This is a genomic window from Streptococcus sp. DTU_2020_1001019_1_SI_AUS_MUR_006 (assembly GCF_032340315.1).
In the GTDB taxonomy this organism is placed as follows: Bacteria; Bacillota; Bacilli; order Lactobacillales; family Streptococcaceae; genus Streptococcus.
In genome coordinates this window covers 171,784-188,223 of sequence record NZ_CP135436.1, presented here as the reverse complement: position 1 = coordinate 188,223, position 16,440 = coordinate 171,784, and the positions used below count along the sequence as shown (strand labels likewise).

At 39.5% G+C, this 16,440-nt stretch carries 16 protein-coding genes; 11 read left to right on the top strand and 5 right to left on the bottom strand.

Going from position 1 to position 16,440, the window contains the following annotated elements; all coding sequences use genetic code 11:
* The first annotated feature begins 102 nt into the window (after positions 1 to 102).
* The 4 genes from RRU92_RS00955 to RRU92_RS00940 all read left to right on the top strand — a co-directional run bounded on the left by RRU92_RS00955 (position 103) and on the right by RRU92_RS00940 (position 3,429).
* Positions 103 to 1,419, top strand: a complete 1,317-nt coding sequence (locus tag RRU92_RS00955) for an ISL3 family transposase (RefSeq protein WP_315640004.1) — start codon at positions 103 to 105, stop codon at positions 1,417 to 1,419.
* 261 nt (positions 1,420 to 1,680) lie between these two features.
* A complete protein-coding gene (locus tag RRU92_RS00950; RefSeq protein ID WP_000493216.1) occupies positions 1,681 to 2,259 on the top strand; it encodes a DUF4230 domain-containing protein in 579 nt (192 codons plus the stop codon).
* Positions 2,260 to 2,425: 166 nt separating this feature from the next.
* Positions 2,426 to 2,671, top strand: a complete 246-nt coding sequence (locus RRU92_RS00945; RefSeq protein WP_004238875.1) for a hypothetical protein — start codon at positions 2,426 to 2,428, stop codon at positions 2,669 to 2,671.
* A gap of 338 nt (positions 2,672 to 3,009) precedes the next feature.
* Positions 3,010 to 3,429, top strand: a complete 420-nt coding sequence (locus RRU92_RS00940; protein WP_223339927.1) for a leucine-rich repeat domain-containing protein — start codon at positions 3,010 to 3,012, stop codon at positions 3,427 to 3,429.
* Between the two features lie 234 nt (positions 3,430 to 3,663).
* Here RRU92_RS00940 and RRU92_RS00935 read toward each other — a convergent pair whose 3' ends face one another.
* From RRU92_RS00935 to adhP, 4 genes are all read right to left on the bottom strand, one after another.
* Positions 3,664 to 4,575: a PTS system mannose/fructose/sorbose family transporter subunit IID gene (locus RRU92_RS00935; RefSeq protein ID WP_315640003.1), complete on the bottom strand. Its 912-nt coding sequence runs from the start codon at positions 4,573 to 4,575 to the stop codon at positions 3,664 to 3,666.
* Between the two features lie 14 nt (positions 4,576 to 4,589).
* Positions 4,590 to 5,402 (bottom strand): PTS mannose/fructose/sorbose transporter subunit IIC, encoded by an 813-nt coding sequence (locus RRU92_RS00930; RefSeq protein WP_315640001.1) that lies wholly within the window; start codon positions 5,400 to 5,402, stop codon positions 4,590 to 4,592.
* Positions 5,403 to 5,431: 29 nt separating this feature from the next.
* On the bottom strand, positions 5,432 to 6,430 hold the full coding sequence (locus tag RRU92_RS00925; RefSeq protein WP_315639999.1) for a PTS sugar transporter subunit IIB: 999 nt from the start codon (positions 6,428 to 6,430) through the stop codon (positions 5,432 to 5,434).
* Between the two features lie 545 nt (positions 6,431 to 6,975).
* The gene (adhP, locus tag RRU92_RS00920; protein WP_315639997.1) at positions 6,976 to 7,995 is read right to left on the bottom strand and encodes an alcohol dehydrogenase AdhP; all 1,020 of its coding nucleotides are present in this window, start codon (positions 7,993 to 7,995) and stop codon (positions 6,976 to 6,978) included.
* A 369-nt stretch (positions 7,996 to 8,364) separates the two neighbouring features.
* Here adhP and RRU92_RS00915 point away from each other — a divergent pair, with 369 nt between their 5' ends.
* The 7 genes from RRU92_RS00915 (at position 8,365) to RRU92_RS00885 (ending at position 15,484) form a co-directional block, all read left to right on the top strand.
* Positions 8,365 to 9,642 (top strand): gamma-glutamylcysteine synthetase, encoded by a 1,278-nt coding sequence (locus tag RRU92_RS00915; protein ID WP_315639995.1) that lies wholly within the window; start codon positions 8,365 to 8,367, stop codon positions 9,640 to 9,642.
* Positions 9,643 to 9,716: 74 nt separating this feature from the next.
* A complete protein-coding gene (gene thrC, locus RRU92_RS00910; protein WP_315639993.1) occupies positions 9,717 to 11,201 on the top strand; it encodes a threonine synthase in 1,485 nt (494 codons plus the stop codon).
* A 60-nt stretch (positions 11,202 to 11,261) separates the two neighbouring features.
* Positions 11,262 to 12,542 carry an MATE family efflux transporter gene (locus RRU92_RS00905; RefSeq protein WP_315639991.1) on the top strand — a complete coding sequence of 427 codons (1,281 nt, stop codon included), beginning with the start codon at positions 11,262 to 11,264 and terminating at the stop codon, positions 12,540 to 12,542.
* Between the two features lie 3 nt (positions 12,543 to 12,545).
* A complete protein-coding gene (locus tag RRU92_RS00900; RefSeq protein ID WP_315639990.1) occupies positions 12,546 to 13,160 on the top strand; it encodes an HAD-IA family hydrolase in 615 nt (204 codons plus the stop codon).
* Positions 13,161 to 13,335: 175 nt separating this feature from the next.
* The gene (locus tag RRU92_RS00895; protein WP_315639989.1) at positions 13,336 to 14,460 is read left to right on the top strand and encodes a LysM peptidoglycan-binding domain-containing protein; all 1,125 of its coding nucleotides are present in this window, start codon (positions 13,336 to 13,338) and stop codon (positions 14,458 to 14,460) included.
* Between the two features lie 234 nt (positions 14,461 to 14,694).
* Entirely contained in the window at positions 14,695 to 15,111 is a 417-nt protein-coding gene (locus RRU92_RS00890; RefSeq protein ID WP_410530759.1) for a MarR family winged helix-turn-helix transcriptional regulator, read from the top strand.
* Positions 15,112 to 15,121: 10 nt separating this feature from the next.
* Positions 15,122 to 15,484, top strand: a complete 363-nt coding sequence (locus tag RRU92_RS00885) for a DUF1304 domain-containing protein (protein WP_315639987.1) — start codon at positions 15,122 to 15,124, stop codon at positions 15,482 to 15,484.
* Between the two features lie 47 nt (positions 15,485 to 15,531).
* Here RRU92_RS00885 and RRU92_RS00880 read toward each other — a convergent pair whose 3' ends face one another.
* Positions 15,532 to 16,389: a DUF975 family protein gene (locus tag RRU92_RS00880; protein ID WP_075228139.1), complete on the bottom strand. Its 858-nt coding sequence runs from the start codon at positions 16,387 to 16,389 to the stop codon at positions 15,532 to 15,534.
* Positions 16,390 to 16,440 lie beyond the last annotated feature (51 nt).

The following is a 16,440-nucleotide window of genomic DNA, read 5'->3' as shown; positions in this document are numbered from 1 at the left end:
GTTGATGGAAATTTTCCACCAACCCTATTTTAGTGTATACAAAAAGGCCAACATCCATTATATTAAAAGCGCTGAAACCTAAAACAAAAGGATGATGACCATATGAACAATATACTAGAAGCTACACTACAAATCAAAGATAAAAACATTATTTGGGATAATAAAGTTCAAGAGAAGATATTTAAAAAGAGAAAATCTTTATTTTATGCAGCTACTTATACGCATAAACCAGAATTTTGTGCCGTTTGTGGGTGCGTTAGCCAAAATAACAATATAGTTAAAAACGGGACGAAAACTTCTCGTATCACTCTCTGTTCTGTTTCAGGCCTTCCGGCCTACTTAAATCTACGAAAGCAGAGATTTCTCTGTAGAGAATGTGGTTCTTCATTTACTGCAGATACTAGTCGAATTGTAGAAAAATACTGTCATATCTCGAAACGATTAAAAAATGAAATTAAGGCAAAAATAAGTGAAACAGTATCTGAAACATATATTGCCAAAGAAACAAATGTTTCAATTCATACCGTTAGACGTATCATAGATGATACAGCACGATTATTAACGATTAAACCATTACATGATTTACCTGAGCATTTGTGTTTTGATGAATTTAAATCTGTTAAATCTTCCGATAGCAATATGAGCTTCATTATTTGTGATAGCACTACACACAAGTTGGTCGATGTTGTACGAGGTAGAAAATCTTACAGTTTGAAACAATATTTTTATCGTTTTGAGCCTGAGACTAGATTAAAGGTGAAAACTATCTCCATCGACATGTACTTACCGTACATTCAATTAATAAAAGAAATGTTTCCTAACGCTAAAATTATCATTGATCCTTTTCATATCGTACAAGCCTTAAATAGAGAATTAAATCGAACTCGGGTACGTGTCATGAATAAGCATCGCTATAAAGACTCTAAATTATATCGAAAGTTAAAACATTATTGGAAGTTAATTTTAAAGAACTCTAATGAACTTCAGAACTATAAATATAATCGTTATAAGCTTTTTGAAAGCTTCATAACAAGTAAAGGAATCGTAGATTATATCTTAGAAAAAAATCCATCTCTTAAAAATGATTATGAGGTTGTACATTCACTTCGTGAATGTATACAGGATAGAGATTATATAGAATTCAAGGAAACGATTGAAGCAGCTACGCAATTAGACCTATCTCCTGGTTTAAAAAGAGTATTAAAGACTCTTATGACTTACTTGCCATATATTCAAAATACTTGTGAGTATCCAACTAGAACAAATGGCCCTATTGAAGGAATAAACAATAAAATAAAAGTGCTTAAAAGAAATGCCTACGGCTTTAGAAACTATTACCATTTTAGAAATAGGATTATTTTAATAACAAAAATGTTTGGCCCAAAACAAAAAGGAATTAAGCAACAATTAGTTGCTTAATCCCTTCCTAAATTTCTTCATCAACACTATTTGACAAAGAGCCCTTTTTTAGTGCTCAAAATAGCACTCAATTTTAAATGGATTTGGTGTTCAAAAAATATAATCAAATGCAACAAACTAATTTCATTTTTAATAGGCACAATTAATTTTAGAAGATAGTACGAAAAAATATTGACTATTTTCTTTAGAATGTGTAAAATTTAGATAGATTATTTAAAGTGAGGTTTTTTTATCTTGTCTATATTAAAGAAGAAAGTTAATATGTTTAGTGTACTATTGAATGTGGTATTAATAGCTATTATAGCTATTGGAGTGCTATTTTTCTTACCTAAGGAACATAAATCAGAAGTCAAATCGTCAATTAATATCGAAAGTATTGAAAAAGTGAATGAAGTTGTATTTTTGAATGCGGGAATTAATGAAATTATTTCTGAAACAAAAACAACTCAAGTTTTTGGGTTTGATGTGCCGTTCTCTAAAAAAGCAGCATTAGTAATTTTAAATTATAAAGCTAAATTTGGAATTAAAAGTAGTGTAAAGGTTGAACAAATAAGCGAAAAAGAATATAAGGTTATTGTTCCAAAATTGGAAGTAATTGGTGTTGAACTTTCAAAAGATAATCCTTATGATTTATATGATAGTCATGGAGAGTTATTAAGTGGAACTACAGAAGATATTGATACTGGGAAATTGGTCGCTAACCAACTTTCTAGTGATAAACAAGCAGAGTATTTAGATAAATTTAAGAGTGAAATTAAAGAATCTGCAATCAATTATTATAAAACAATATTTTCTTCAATGGATTCTGAAGTAAAAGTAACTATAGAATTTACAGAATAATTTTTGAAATACAAAACCCTGGCCATCTCTGGTCAGGGTTTTGTGTGGTTCTATAATTTTTAGGGTTGATGGAAATTTTCCACCAACCCTATTTTAGTGTATACAAAAAGGCCAACATCCATTATATTAAAAGCGCTGAAACCTAAAACAAAAGAATGATGACCATATGAACAATATACTAGAAGCTACACTACAAATCAAAGATGCACACAATGAAGGTGTTACATTCCATTTCTTAGAGAATATTAAAGAAGTATTGCGTGATGAGAGTGGGAAAGTAACTGGTGTAAAGGTTATTACAATGGAACTTGGTGAATCAGATGAAAGTGGAAGAAGATCAACGCATGAAGTGGCAGGTAGTGAACATATTATTCCATGTGACCTTGTCGTTGCAGCAATTGAACAAAAGTAGACTTTAGTGTTCTAGATGAAAGGTAAAAATTTGACTTTCGGTCAACATCAGAATACAATAGAAATGAACTAATAACAGGGGATGCATATTTAGGTCCTCAATCTATCGCAACCGCAATTAAAGGCGGGTGAGAAGTTGCGACAGAAGTACATGAATCGTTTAAAGAAAACACATAAATAACTTGTGGTGCCTTTCGTTTTTTTACTGGGAAAATTAAGGAACTATAGTTATAAATCCTTAAAGATATTAATATATTAACATGCGTATATTTATGGGAAGAAGGTTATGTCATCTATAGTTGTACTTCTGACGATAAGGTTGTTCGTGTACCAAAGGAAATTAAAGGTAAACCTGTTATCGCAATTGGAGAACGTGGTCTTGCGAACTTGAAACATTGTGAGGCAATCGTTTTACCAGATACAGTACGATATATTGGAAAAGGTGCGTTTACGATTGACAATAAGTTAAAGTATGTCCACTTTGGTAAGTCAATAGAAACAGTAGAAGATGATGTTTTCAACTCTGACAGTTCATTAGAATCAGTTGTATTCCCAGAAGGAACAAAGAGTATTGGAACATTAGTATTCTGGGGGACATCATCAATTAAATCTATTACAATTCCAGCAAGTGTAACAGAAATTACAGAATACTTCTATTTTGTGGATAACTGTAACCCAGATGTAGAAATCCATACACCTAAGGGATCAAAGGCAGAAGAAGTAGCTAAAGCAATGCAACTTAAAGTAGTAAATGACTAAAGGAGAATAGTATGAACAAGAAACTATTATCAGGCTTAGGGACTGACCCCAAAAAGTGAGAATTTAATAAAAACACCCTAGGGCTACCGTCTTCGGAATTCAACCGGAGACAGGTAGTCCAATTTTTGTTGGATTCTTTTTTCATTAGGTTCTTCATCAACACTATTTGACAAAGAGCCAAAAGAATCAGGTGATGAACCTGATTCTTTTTTTGTTTGTACATTCTCACCGAGATTACATGATACCGAAGAAACGAGCTGCGATACCAACTGCAAAGAGAGCAAGGATGATTGTGATTGGAGATACTTTTTTCTTAAGTAACCACATGCAAAGGAAAGTAAGGAGAAGTCCCATCAATCCTGGAATCAATGAGTTCAACTGACCTTGAAGCGTTTGTGGTTGAACGCTATCCAAGCTCATACCACTAAGTGCTTGACCAAGAATACCCTTCAATTCTCCACCTGTAACAGGACCTTCTGGGAAGACGATGTAGGCACCTTCTGACAATTGTTTACCTGGAAGGTTGATAGTGAAGTTGATGGATACCCAACGTTGTACAAGAACGGCAAGGATGAACATACCAAGGATAGAAGCTCCTTTAGTGATGTCTTTCAAGATACCACCTGACATGTCTTTGGTGATTTCAGATCCAGCTTTGTAACCAAACTCTTGTGTATACCAAAGGAAAGACATACGGATTGCATTCCATCCAAAGAAGAAGAGAAGTGGTCCGACGATATTACCAGTTGCAGCAAGTGATGCACCAAGGGCACCAAGGATAGGACGTACTGTAAACCAGAAGACTGGGTCACCGATACCAGCAAGAGGTCCCATCATACCAATCTTAACACCTTGGATAGCAGCGTCATCGATTTCAGTACCGTTTGCGCGTTCTTCTTCAAGTGCAAGAGTAACCCCCATGATTGGAGCAGCTACGTATGGGTGAGTGTTGAAGAACTCAAGGTGACGCTCAAGAGCAGCAGCTTGGTCTTCTTTTTTAGTGTAAAGTTTCTTGATAGCTGGGATCAAAGAGTAAGCCCAACCCAAGTTTTGCATACGTTCGTAGTTCCATGAACCTTGAAGGAATTGTGAACGCCACCAAACTTTTTGGCGATCTGATTTTGATAATTGAATTTTTTCAGCCATGATTGTTCCCCTTTCTAGTAGTCTTCTAGGATATCACCGATTGGATCGTTAGAAGTTGCAGCTCCTCCACCACCGTTTCCACCTTGTTTAGAAAGGTTGAGGTAGATGAAGGCAAGGGCAACACCGATGACACCAAGGGCAATCAAAGTCAATTGAGAGATTGCTGCAAGAGCAAAACCGATTGCGAAGAATGGCCATACTTCACGAGTAGCCATCATGTTGATAACCAAAGCGTAACCAACGGCAACAACCATAGCACCACCGACAGCCATACCACCTTTAAGCCATTCTGGCATAAGGTTCAATACGCTTTGAACGGCTTCAGTTGGCATTGCAAGCAAGAGTGCAGCTGGGATAGCAATACGTAGACCTTGAAGAGCAAGGGCAAAGTAGTGAGCGCGTTCAACAGCAGCAATGTTTCCTTCTTTAGCAGCGTTATCTGCAGTGTGAACCAAACCAACTGAGATGGTACGAACGATCATAGTCAAGAAAAGACCAGCTACGGCAAGAGGGATAGCAGTTGCAGTTGCGACTGCGATACCTTCAGTAGTAAAGTTACCACCTTTGATCATGATGATTGCAGCAGCAACAGAGGCAAGGGCAGCGTCAGGAGCCACGGCAGCGCCGATGTTAGCCCAACCAAGGGCGATCATTTGAAGAGATCCACCAAGCATAACCCCTGCTTCGAGGTTACCAGTTACAAGACCGATAAGGGTACATGCTACGATTGGTTGATGGAATTGGAATTGGTCGAGGATACCTTCAAGACCTGCGAAGAAGGCAACAACTACAACCAAGATAGCAGAAATGAATGAAATATCTGACATGGTTTTATTCCTTTTCTATTTAGTTTTAATTATTGAACATTAGCTTTGCTAATTAAGTCAAACAAATCTTTTTTAGTGTCGTTTGGTACTTTACGTACGTCAAATTCAACACCAAGGTCACGCATTTTTTCAAACGTAGCAACGTCGTCTTTGTCCATTGATAATACGTTGTTGACCATTGTTTTACCAGTTGAGTGAGCCATTGATCCAACGTTAAGAGTTTTGATTGGCACACCACCTTCGATAGCACGAAGGGCATCTTGTGGTGTTTCAAATAAGATAAGGGCATGTGTTTCACCAAAACGAGGGTCTTTTGCAACCTCAATCAATTTTTGGATTGGAACAACGTTAGCCTTCACTCCGTTTGGAGCTGCTTGTTTGATCAATTCTTTACGAAGGTCATCTTTAGCAACGTTATCTGAAGCAACGATGATACGGTTAGCTTTTGAATCTGGTGTCCAAGCAGTTGCTACTTGTCCGTGAAGGAGACGAGTGTCAAGACGTGCAAGATTGATTTTCAATTTACCGTCTCCGATAACTGTTCCTTCTGGAATAGCGGCTTGGGCAACTGGAGCAGCTGCAGCAGTTGCTCCAGTTGCAACTTCCTCAGCTGGATTTAGCTCTTCTGGAAGCGCCTTGATGCCATCTTTGGCTTCTTTAATGATGTTCGCAGCAACTTTAGCCACTCCGGCATTAGCGTCCATCAGGCGCTCGGTGTAGGCTTGGATTAACATCGGCAAGTTAAGTCCTGTGATGATGGCAAATTTACGCTCAGGATTTTCTCCCATTACGCGGCTAGCTTGGTTAAATGGAGAACCACTCCAAAGGTCAGCCAAGACTAGAACCTCATCTTCTGCGTCAAATGCAGCCACAGCATTGTTGAACTTGGCGTATAAATCATCTGGACCTTCGTTTGGCATAAAGGTTACAACTTGAACCTTTTCTTGTTCACCAAAGATCATAGATCCTGACTGATGAATACCCGCGGCAAATTCGCCGTGACTCGCAATAATGATTCCGATACTCATTATTGTCATTCCTCCTTATAAAATGTTTGACTCTTAGTTTAAGAAAACTTTAAGACTCCTTAAGTATAAATCGTTTTCAGAAAAAAAGCAACTAATTATAATAAAGAGTGAAAAAAATCTCAAAGCTTTATCTTTACAGATATTGATATATAAACTTTTTGTAAAATCGTCTATAAAATGGTAAAAAAATTTAATATAAAAAATGGGTGGGCAGAGATCGATGAATTAACTCACGACTTTCTAGTCCGGGTCCCTGATGTTTCAACAATCCGCTGTTTGCTTGTAGAATTTGTCTAGAAAAATGACGTTTTCTTCACTAGTGCTCTTGGGCATCTAAAAAATGCCCCAAGTCCAATTAGTTGTCGTATCAAAATGTTATACTCAATGAAAATCAAAGAGCAAACTAGGAAGCTAGCCGCAAGCTGTACTTGAGTACGGTAAGGCGAAGCTGACGTGGTTTGAATTTGATTTTCGAAGAGTATTATTGCTAAAAAAACGAGGTGGGATTTTCTGTCCCTACCTCGTTTTGGCATTTATTATTTATCTTAATGGGTAAAGTCTAGAACCATGCGGCCTTGGATGGTACCGGCAGCCATTTCATCAAAGACAGCAATGGCATCTTCGACAGGACGTTTTTGAACGACTGGAACAACGAGACCTTCAGCACCAAATTGGAAGGCTTCTTCCAAATCTTTACGTGTTCCAACAAGGGAACCGATGACCTGAATACCGTCAAGAACTGTTTTGACAATGCTTAGATCCATCATTTCTGAAGGGAGTCCGACAGCTACTACACGACCGCCTGCACGAACAGAGTCAACTGCTTGGTTGAAGGCAACTTTTGATACAGCTGTTACGATAGCTGAGTGAGCACCACCGTTTGTTTTTTCTTTGATAAGACCTGGAACATCTTCGACTTCAAGACCATTAATCACGATATCAGCACCAACTTCTTTAGCTAGAGCAAGTTTATCGTTGTTAATATCTACTGCGATAACGTGAGCGTTGAATACTTTTTTAGCATATTGAACAGCTAAGTTACCAAGCCCTCCAGCACCATAGAGTACAACCCATTGGCCTGGTTCAACTTTTGCTTCTTTGATAGCCTTGTAGGTAGTAACACCAGCGCAAGTAATTGAAGAAGCTTGGGCTGGATCGAGACCTTCTGGAACCTTAACAGCATAATCTGCAGTTACGATACATTGTTCTGCCATACCACCATCAACTGAGTAGCCAGCATTTTTCACTGTGCGGCAAAGAGTTTCGCGCCCAGTTGTACAGTATTCACATTTGCCACAACCTTCAAAGAACCAAGCAACACTAACACGGTCGCCAACTTTTAGGCTCTTAACATCAGGAGCAACTTCTTTGACGATACCGATACCTTCGTGACCGAGAACACGTCCTGGAACTTTTCCAAAGTCACCATGGGCAACGTGGAGGTCTGTGTGGCAAACACCACAGTACTCAACTTCAACAAGTGCCTCCCCAGTTTCGAGCGGACGGAGCACTTTTTCTTCAATAGCAACACCAGTGCTTTCTGGATTTACAACAACAGCTTTCATAGCTATCCTCCTTGGTTAGTAGTTGAGGTGCAGAGGAAAAGGGGCTTGCCTTGACTCATGATTCAAGTGAAGTCGAATTTGAACTGCCCTCTTTTTTGTCTATATGTGAATTGTATCACTATATTTAATATAGTACAAGGGATTTGATGCAAAAACATATGTAATCGCTTAACCAGTTGATGAGACTGTGAAAATTGAACAATGATATCTGACGTCTTGTCATAAAATTCCATATAAAGAGGAAGTTATTTGGTCTTAAATCTAGGGAGCGAGCTTGAAACAGACTTTCTAAGGCCCTTCTCTAGGACTTTTTGATATAATAGAGAGTAATTTGTTTTCTAGTATGAGAAATTAGAATGAGAGGTATGTATGTCCCCTTCAGTTCAGTTATTAAAAGACCGCTATTTAAAGAATATCAAAGAAAATCCAGAGCTCTACATCGGTATTGAGTTGGAGTTTCCTATCGTTCATACGAAAGGCCAACCTACAGATATTGAAGTCAGCAAGGAATTGATGCGTTTTTTAGTTGACGCTCTCAGTCTGGAAGTTGAAAAGGAGGACCAGGATGGAAATCCGATTCAGCTTGTAGAACCGGTGAGTCAAGATCGTATTTTGTTTGAGGTTTCCTACACAACACTTGAGTTTGCCTTTGGTCGAGCTCGGAATATCCAAGAGATCGACCAACGCTTTCAAGCTTATATGAAGGTGATTCAGGAAAAGCTTGGGGAAAAGGATCATGCGATTCAGGGTTGGGGGATTCATCCTAACTGGAATATCAATGATAATCTGCCTGTCGCTTATCAGCGTTACCAGATGTTGATGGACTATCTGAAGATGGGCAACAATCAGGAGTCCGTTTCTTTGCATGACTTTCCAGCCTATGGTGCATTTATCTGTGGGAGTCAAGTTCAGTTAGATGTCTCGAAGTCAAACTACTTACGAGTTATCAATGCTTTCACTCAGCTTGAGGCAGCCAAAGCTTTCTTATTTGCCAATTCTGAGTTTTCAGGAGCAGACTGGGATACTCAGATTTCACGAGATATCTTTTGGGAAGACTCCATGCATGGGATTTATCCAGAGAATGTTGGTGTCAATGCCAGACTCTTCAAAGATGAGGATGATTTCTTTGATTATCTCGACCGCTCTGCGATTTTTACAGCAGAACGAGATGGGGAAACCTACTATTTTTCTCCGATTCGGGCTAGAGATTACCTAGCTACTGATGAAATTTTTGCCTATACTCTAAATGGAAAAGAAACTCTGCTTGTCCCTCAAGAGAAGGATTTTCAAACGCACCGTAGTTACCAATATCAAGACTTGACGACTAGAGGAACGGTCGAATTTCGTAGTGTTTGTACACAGCTACTAGACCGTACTTTTGCGTCGGCTGCCTTTCATCTAGGTTTGCTGGTGAATCTAGACAAGCTTGAAGCTTACCTAGAGACAGCTCCTTTCTTTGAGAGATTTAGTCGTGACTACAAATCTTTGAGACGTCAGTTTTCTAAGAAACAGCTTTCAGACGAGGAGACAGCTGGGATTGTCCAGTTCTCCAAAGACTTGCTAGCAATAGCAGAGCAAGGTCTTGAAATGAGAGGTCAGCAAGAAATGAGCTATTTAGAGCCTTTGAAAGAAAAATTGACTCTATAATTTTCTTATAAAGGAAGAATTTCCTGAAAAATCATGTTATAATGGATGAGACTATAGATAAAGGATAGAGATTTATGACATTAGTTTATCAATCAACGCGAGACGCAAAAAATACCGTAACAGCCAGCCAAGCGATTTTGCAAGGTTTGGCAACTGATGGAGGTTTGTTTACTCCAGTTAGCTATCCAAAGGTAGATTTGGATTTTGAAACATTAAAAGATGCTTCTTACCAAGAAGTGGCTAAGCTTGTCTTGTCAGCTTTCTTGGATGACTTTACAGCAGAGGAGTTGGACTACTGTATCACCAACGCCTATGACAGCAAGTTTGATACACCAGCTATTGCTCCTCTTGTCAAACTTGATGGCCAATACAACTTGGAACTTTTCCACGGTTCAACCATTGCCTTTAAAGATATGGCCTTGTCTATCTTGCCATACTTTATGACAACAGCTGCCAAGAAACATGGCTTGGAAAACAAGATTGTCATTTTGACAGCGACATCTGGGGACACTGGGAAAGCTGCCATGGCAGGATTTGCGGATGTTCCTGGAACTGAAATTATCGTCTTTTATCCAAAAAATGGTGTCAGCAAGGTACAAGAGTTGCAAATGACCACTCAAACTGGGGATAATACTCATGTCATCGCTATCGATGGAAACTTTGACGATGCTCAAACCAACGTCAAGCATATGTTCAACGATGTGGCTCTTCGTGAAAAATTGGCAGCTAACAAGTTGCAGTTTTCATCAGCTAACTCTATGAACATTGGCCGTTTGGTCCCACAAATTGTCTATTATGTGTATGCCTACGCTCAGCTTGTTAAAACTGGCGAGATTAAGGCTGGTGACAAGGTCAACTTCACCGTTCCGACAGGAAACTTTGGAAATATCTTGGCTGCCTTTTACGCTAAGCAAATCGGTCTACCAGTTGGTAAGTTGATCTGTGCTTCAAATGACAACAATGTTTTGACAGACTTCTTCAAAACTCGTGTTTATGACAAGAAGCGTGAGTTTAAGGTAACCACTAGTCCGTCTATGGATATCTTGGTATCTTCAAACTTGGAGCGTCTCATTTTCCACCTTTTGGGAAATGATGCGGTTAAGACAGCTGAACTCATGAACGCCTTGAACACTCAAGGTCAGTATGAATTGACAGACTTTGATGCAGAGATTCTTGACCTCTTTGCAGCAGAGTATGCGACAGAAGCGGAAACAGCAGCAGAAATTAAGCGTGTCTACGAGTCAGATTCTTACATTGAGGATCCTCATACAGCAGTTGCTTCAGCCGTATTTAAAAAATACCAAGCAGCGACAGGTGATGCGACTAAGACTGTGATTGCGTCAACAGCTAGTCCATACAAATTCCCAGTCGTTGCTGTGGAAGCTGTAACTGGACAATCAGGTCTTAGCGACTTCGAAGCCTTGGCTCAATTACATGAAATCTCAGGAGTAGCAGTGCCACCAGCAGTGGATGGGCTTGAAACAGCTCCAGTTCGTCACAAGACAACTGTTGCAGCAGCAGAGATGCAGACTGCAGTAGAATCTTATCTAGGACTTTAAAACAGAGGAAGTAAACTCGGTTGGGCAACTAACTGAGTTTCTTTTCATCAGGAGGAAGGATTGTTTAAGAAAAATAAAGACATTCTCAACATAGCTTTACCTGCCATGGGTGAAAATTTCTTGCAGATGCTCATGGGAATGGTGGACAGCTATCTGGTAGCCCATCTAGGTTTGATAGCCATTTCGGGTGTGTCTGTAGCGGGTAATATTATCACCATTTATCAGGCTATTTTTATTGCTCTAGGAGCTGCGATTTCCAGTGTTATTTCCAAAAGTTTGGGGCAGAAGGACCAGTCTAGACTAGCCTACCATGTGACAGAAGCGCTCAAGATAACCCTGCTACTGAGTTTAGTTTTAGGGGGCTTGTCCATCTTTGCCGGTCAAGAGATGATTGGTCTTTTGGGGACAGAAGCGGCTGTGGCTGAGAGTGGTGGACTATACCTAGCTTTGGTTGGTGGGACAATCGTCCTCTTGGGCTTGATGACTAGTTTGGGTGCCTTGATTCGCGCCACCCATAATCCGCGCCTTCCCCTTTATGTGAGTCTTTTATCCAATGCCTTGAATATTGTCTTTTCAAGTATCGCTATTTTCATCCTTGATATGGGGATAGCTGGTGTTGCTTGGGGGACCATCCTATCTCGTTTAATCGGGGTTGTGATTTTGTGGTCACAATTAAAACTTCCATATACGAGACCAAGCTTTGGACTGGACAAAGACTTACTGACTTTGGCTTTACCTGCAGCGGGAGAGCGTCTCATGATGCGAGCTGGAGATGTGGTTATTATTGCCTTGGTTGTTTCTTTCGGAACTGAGGCAGTCGCAGGAAATGCAATTGGTGAAGTCTTGACTCAGTTTAACTATATGCCAGCCTTTGGTGTCGCTACAGCAACAGTCATGCAGATAGCTCGAGCAGTTGGGGAAAATGATTGGGCAAGGGTAGACAAGCTCAGTAAGCAAACTTTTTGGCTATCCCTCTTTCTTATGTTGCCTCTAACACTTGCTATCTATGCTCTCGGAACGCCCCTAAGTCACCTCTACACTAGTGATCCTGTGGCCATTAAAGCCAGTGTTTTGGTGACGCTGTTCTCACTACTAGGAACTCCTATGACGACGGGGACAGTCATTTATACAGCTGTCTGGCAAGGGTTGGGAAATGCACGCCTCCCCTTTTATGCGACAAGTATCGGGATGTGGTGTATCCGTATCGGAACAGGGTATCTGATGGGAATTGTTCTTGGTTGGGGCTTGCCTGGTATTTGGGCAGGAACGCTTTTGGATAATGGTTTTCGCTGGTTCTTCCTGCGCTATCGTTATAAGCAATATATCTCTTTGAAAGGATGACACATGAACAAAATTGGATTTATTTGGGATTTAGATGGAACTTTATTGGACTCTTATGAGGCTATTTTAGCAGGAATCGAAGAGACCTTTGCTCAGTTTGACATTCCTTATGATAAGGCTGAGGTTCGTGCCTTTATTCTAAAAACTTCCGTTCAAGATCTGTTGGAAAAGGTGGGAGAAGAAAGAGGCTTGGATGCTGATATGCTCAATCAGGTTCGTGCTCAGAGTTTGGCTGAGAAGAATGCTCAAGTTGTTCTGATGCCGGGGGCGCATGAAATCTTAGCTTGGGCAGACCAGCAAGGAATTGAGCAGTTTGTTTATACCCATAAAGGGGACAATGCTTTTACAATTTTGGAGAATTTGGGTTTGACCCACTATTTCACAGAGATTTTAACCAATCAAAGTGGCTTTTCTCGGAAGCCTAGTCCAGAAGCTGCGATTTATCTTCTAGATAAGTATGAACTAGATCCACAGCAAACTTATTATATAGGGGATCGGACTTTGGATATAGAATTTGCTCAAAATAGTGGGATTCAGAGTATCAATTTCCTTGCCTCACCTATACCTTGTAATCAACAGATAGAGCATTTAGAAGACATTAGTTCGCTTTCCTTCTAGAGTTTTTTTAGGAAGAATGTGTCAGCCTGATGACAAGAAACTAACAAACTATTTCAAGTAATGTAATTTGTTACAACGAATGTACAGTTCTGTTAAATAGCCCCAAAAGGGCTTTTTTTCTATTTTCTTTGTGTTATGATAGACAGGTACTACATTTGAAAAGGAGTTTGATAGTATGAAGAAAAGAATTATTTTAGCATCAACAGTAGCCTTGTCCCTTGCCCCTGTATTGGCAACTCAAGCAGAAGAACTAGTATGGACAGCGCGTAGTGTTGAGCAAATTCAAAATGATGTTACCAAGAGTGAGAATAAAACAAGCTATACGATTCAGTATGGTGATACCTTAAGTACCATTGCCGAAGCTTTGGGAGTGGATGTGAACGTTCTTGCTAACTTGAACAAGATCAGCAATATTGATTTGATCTTCCCTGAGACAGTCCTTACAACAACTGTAAATGAAAAAGAAGAAGTGACAGAAGTTGAAATCCAAACCCCTGACGTAGTTCAAGGTGGTGAAGGAACAACTGCAACAGCAGATTTGACAACCAACCAAGTCACTGTAGATGACCAAACTGTACAGGTTGAAGATTTAACTCAACCAGTTGCAGAAACAACTGTAGCTGAGCCAGTCGCAGAAGCAGCTGTTACAGAAGTTGTAGCACCGATAGAAGAGTCAGTAGTAGAAACCACTACTGAAGTTGCAACACCAGCAGAAGAATCTGCAGCAGAAACAACAACAGGAGCTGTTGCAGAAGTTTCAGCACCAGTAGAAGAGCTGGTAGCAGAAACACTTGTAGTGAAAGAAACGACTACAACAGAAGCACTAGTTACAGAAACTGTAGCAGAGACTCAATCAACACCATCAACTTACCAAGCTGAAGCAAGTAAAGGTTCATCAGCGACTTATGCAGCACCAGCAGCACCTGATTATGCAAGTATTGCAGCTTCAAAATCAGAAAATGCAGGTCTTCAGCCACAAACGGTTGCCTTTAAAGAAGAAATAGCAAACTTGTTCGGAATCACATCATTTAGTGGTTACCGTCCAGGAGATAGTGGAGACCACGGAAAAGGACTTGCCATTGACTTTATGGTTCCAGTAAGCTCTGCTCTTGGAGACCAAATTGCAGATTATGCTATCCAAAATATGGCTAGCCGAGGCATCAGCTACATCATCTGGAAACAACGTTTTTATGCACCATACGATAGCAAATACGGACCAGCCTACACTTGGAATCCAATGCCAGACCGTGGTAGCGTTACAGAAAATCACTATGACCACGTTCACGTTTCTATGAACTAATAGGAGAGAAGTTGGAAACTGATTTAGTTTCCGCTTCTTTTTTTATTTTCAAACTCTTAGATAGCGTAAATAAACTCCAGGCATAAAATAGAAAAACATAGCCTTGAGGGATTGTGACTAGGAGACTAATTTAACGGAGTAAGCAAAAGACTTGCAAAGTCAATTTATTTGTATTATACTTGATAAGTCAACTATTGATAAATCAAATATAAAAGAAAGGAGAAAATACTAAAAATGCATGAATTACTGTACCAGCTCCATTTAACAGATCAGACCATCACTCAACTTTTTGAGAAACAATTGGGAATTAGTTTGACCCGCTATCAAATCCTGCAGTTTTTACTACAAAACTCACCCTGTAACCAGATTGCCGTTCAGGAGAAGTTACAGATTGACCAGGCAGCCTTGACTCGTCATTTTAAGATACTGGAGTCAGAAGGCTATGTCAGTCGCAATCGGAATCCAATCAATCAACGAGAAGTCTTAGTTGAATTAACCCAAGAAGCCAAGAATCAACTCTTGGTCAATCCGCCTAAACATCACTTGCGAGTGAAGGAGCAGATGGAGAACATCTTATCCTCTACTGAGCAGCAAGACCTGACAGCTTTGTTGACAAAACTAGTATCAGGATTAGAAAAAATAGAATTTTAAGGAGAAAACGATGTCAATCATTACTACTATTTTAGCAACTATTGTTGCCCTCGAACATTTTTATATCTTTTATTTGGAGAGTATGGCAACCCAATCAGACGCCACCAGTCGAGTCTTTAATATGGAAATGGAAGAGTTGACTCGACCATCTGTCACCTCACTGTTTAAAAATCAAGGAATTTATAATGCCTTGATTGGGGTATTTATTATTTACGGAATTTATTTCTCACATAGCTTAGAAATCGTAACAATCTTTGTTTTATTTGTCATAGGAGCAGCGACTTATGGTGCCTTAACAGCAGATAAAAAAATCATTTTCAAGCAAGGTGGACCGGCAATCTTAGCACTCTTGAGTATCCTTTTCTTGAAATAAAAACAACCAGCACTTTCTATTGAAGGTGCTGGTTTTAATCATTCACATTAAACTTTTCTCCGCTTGATTTCGAGTAATCTTTGATAAAAGAAGAATTGACTACTATAGATATAAGGGAAAGTAGGGATGCTCGCAATTCCGAAGCTGATCCAGATAAGGAGATACCAAGGAAGTAGCTGTAAATCAAGAACGAAGCGTTGGAACTTATAGCCTTTCATAAGGAAGCGACTGGTTTTGAGTACGCGGCTTGGCTTGGCAATTCCAATTGCAAGGGTATCACATAGGAGCAGCTCTACTTGGGAATAAGCGTAGTATTGCGGCAGATAGGCAATGGTTCCCAAAATCATCAGAAAGACGCTACCAAAGAAGTAGAGTGCAAAAGTAAGTAGGAAGTGTTCGATATCTGAATTGGTGACGTCGACAGCTGGAAATTCGGGATGAAGTTCTACAAATTTACGAGCCATGGCACTGCTATAAAAGAGCAAGTAGACTCCAAAAAGATTAGGGATGCTCCACAAAAAGAGATAGAAACGCTTGAGCAAGAGAGTCAGAAAGGTCTGGGTGAAGAAGCGATTGTCAAGTAAGGACAGACTATCTTTAAAAGAAAGCTCTATCTCGGAAATTCTGTAAAGATTAATGGTTGTAAAAAGAGCACCAGCTAGGATAATAGAACTTGTGAATCCAACTGCTAGAGGAAAGAGTGAGGACTGGATCAAGCTCATCAAAAAAGTAAAGAAGGATTGCTCAAGAATCCCCTCATCAAGTAGGGATAACGGACTTATGAAGCTGGATAGAATCAGGAAAATGCTTGGTAATAAAAAGACAAGCAATAAACGTGGATGTTCAGCTTGAAACTGTTTAGCTTGTTGACGAACTTCTTTTAAATCAATTTTTGGGTATTTCATTCTTTCATTATACCATAAATAGTACACAGCTTGCTAATCCTTTGAAACCAG

Excerpts from the sequence above, each read along its gene's own strand:
- RRU92_RS00895 (WP_315639989.1), top strand. The coding sequence starts at position 13,336 with ATGAAGAAAAGAATTATTTTAGCATCAACAGTAGCCTTGTCCCTTGCC.
- RRU92_RS00930 (WP_315640001.1), bottom strand. The coding sequence starts at position 5,402 with ATGTCAGATATTTCATTCATTTCTGCTATCTTGGTTGTAGTTGTTGCC.
- RRU92_RS00945 (WP_004238875.1), top strand. The coding sequence starts at position 2,426 with ATGAACAATATACTAGAAGCTACACTACAAATCAAAGATGCACACAAT.
- thrC (WP_315639993.1), top strand. The coding sequence starts at position 9,717 with ATGACATTAGTTTATCAATCAACGCGAGACGCAAAAAATACCGTAACA.
- RRU92_RS00885 (WP_315639987.1), top strand. The coding sequence starts at position 15,122 with ATGTCAATCATTACTACTATTTTAGCAACTATTGTTGCCCTCGAACAT.
- RRU92_RS00935 (WP_315640003.1), bottom strand. The coding sequence starts at position 4,575 with ATGGCTGAAAAAATTCAATTATCAAAATCAGATCGCCAAAAAGTTTGG.
- RRU92_RS00880 (WP_075228139.1), bottom strand. The coding sequence starts at position 16,389 with ATGAAATACCCAAAAATTGATTTAAAAGAAGTTCGTCAACAAGCTAAA.
- RRU92_RS00950 (WP_000493216.1), top strand. The coding sequence starts at position 1,681 with ATGTTTAGTGTACTATTGAATGTGGTATTAATAGCTATTATAGCTATT.
- RRU92_RS00890 (WP_410530759.1), top strand. The coding sequence starts at position 14,695 with ATGCATGAATTACTGTACCAGCTCCATTTAACAGATCAGACCATCACT.
- RRU92_RS00955 (WP_315640004.1), top strand. The coding sequence starts at position 103 with ATGAACAATATACTAGAAGCTACACTACAAATCAAAGATAAAAACATT.
- RRU92_RS00915 (WP_315639995.1), top strand. The coding sequence starts at position 8,365 with ATGTCCCCTTCAGTTCAGTTATTAAAAGACCGCTATTTAAAGAATATC.
- adhP (WP_315639997.1), bottom strand. The coding sequence starts at position 7,995 with ATGAAAGCTGTTGTTGTAAATCCAGAAAGCACTGGTGTTGCTATTGAA.
- RRU92_RS00900 (WP_315639990.1), top strand. The coding sequence starts at position 12,546 with ATGAACAAAATTGGATTTATTTGGGATTTAGATGGAACTTTATTGGAC.
- RRU92_RS00925 (WP_315639999.1), bottom strand. The coding sequence starts at position 6,430 with ATGAGTATCGGAATCATTATTGCGAGTCACGGCGAATTTGCCGCGGGT.